The organism is Candidatus Poribacteria bacterium (genome assembly GCA_021295715.1).
Lineage (GTDB): Bacteria > Poribacteria > WGA-4E > WGA-4E > WGA-3G > WGA-3G.
Genome location: JAGWBV010000062.1, coordinates 76764 through 77078, shown reverse-complemented (window position 1 = coordinate 77078; position 315 = coordinate 76764). Strand labels below are relative to the sequence as shown.

The 315-nt window shown below is 45.4% G+C and carries 1 protein-coding gene; it reads right to left on the bottom strand.

Annotation, left to right across the window (positions count from 1 at the left end):
- A partial coding sequence (locus tag J4G07_15640; GenBank protein MCE2415424.1) for a transposase occupies window positions 1-315 on the bottom strand: 315 nt, incomplete at both ends.

The window sequence follows — 315 nt, the reverse complement described above, 5'->3', positions numbered from 1 at the left end:
CCGTCAGAACACGTCGCAAGCGTATTGATACCTACGTCAATACCTATCGGTGGCTTATCGTCAAACAGGAGCGGTTGGTATTTATAGTTGCTGCTATCCAGCCGTCTGACAGTGATAGACACAAACCATTTGTCGTTATGTTTCGACACAACCACTTTTGTGATTTCGCCAGTATACCTGAGTTCTTCACGCAGGCGTATCCACCCTATCTTTGGAAGGTTGAGACGCTTTTTATCGACTTCAACAGTTCCTTCGCCATTGTCTGCTTGGTAAGAGCATTTACCAGATCGGTTCTTATAGACCGGGAACTTGTTT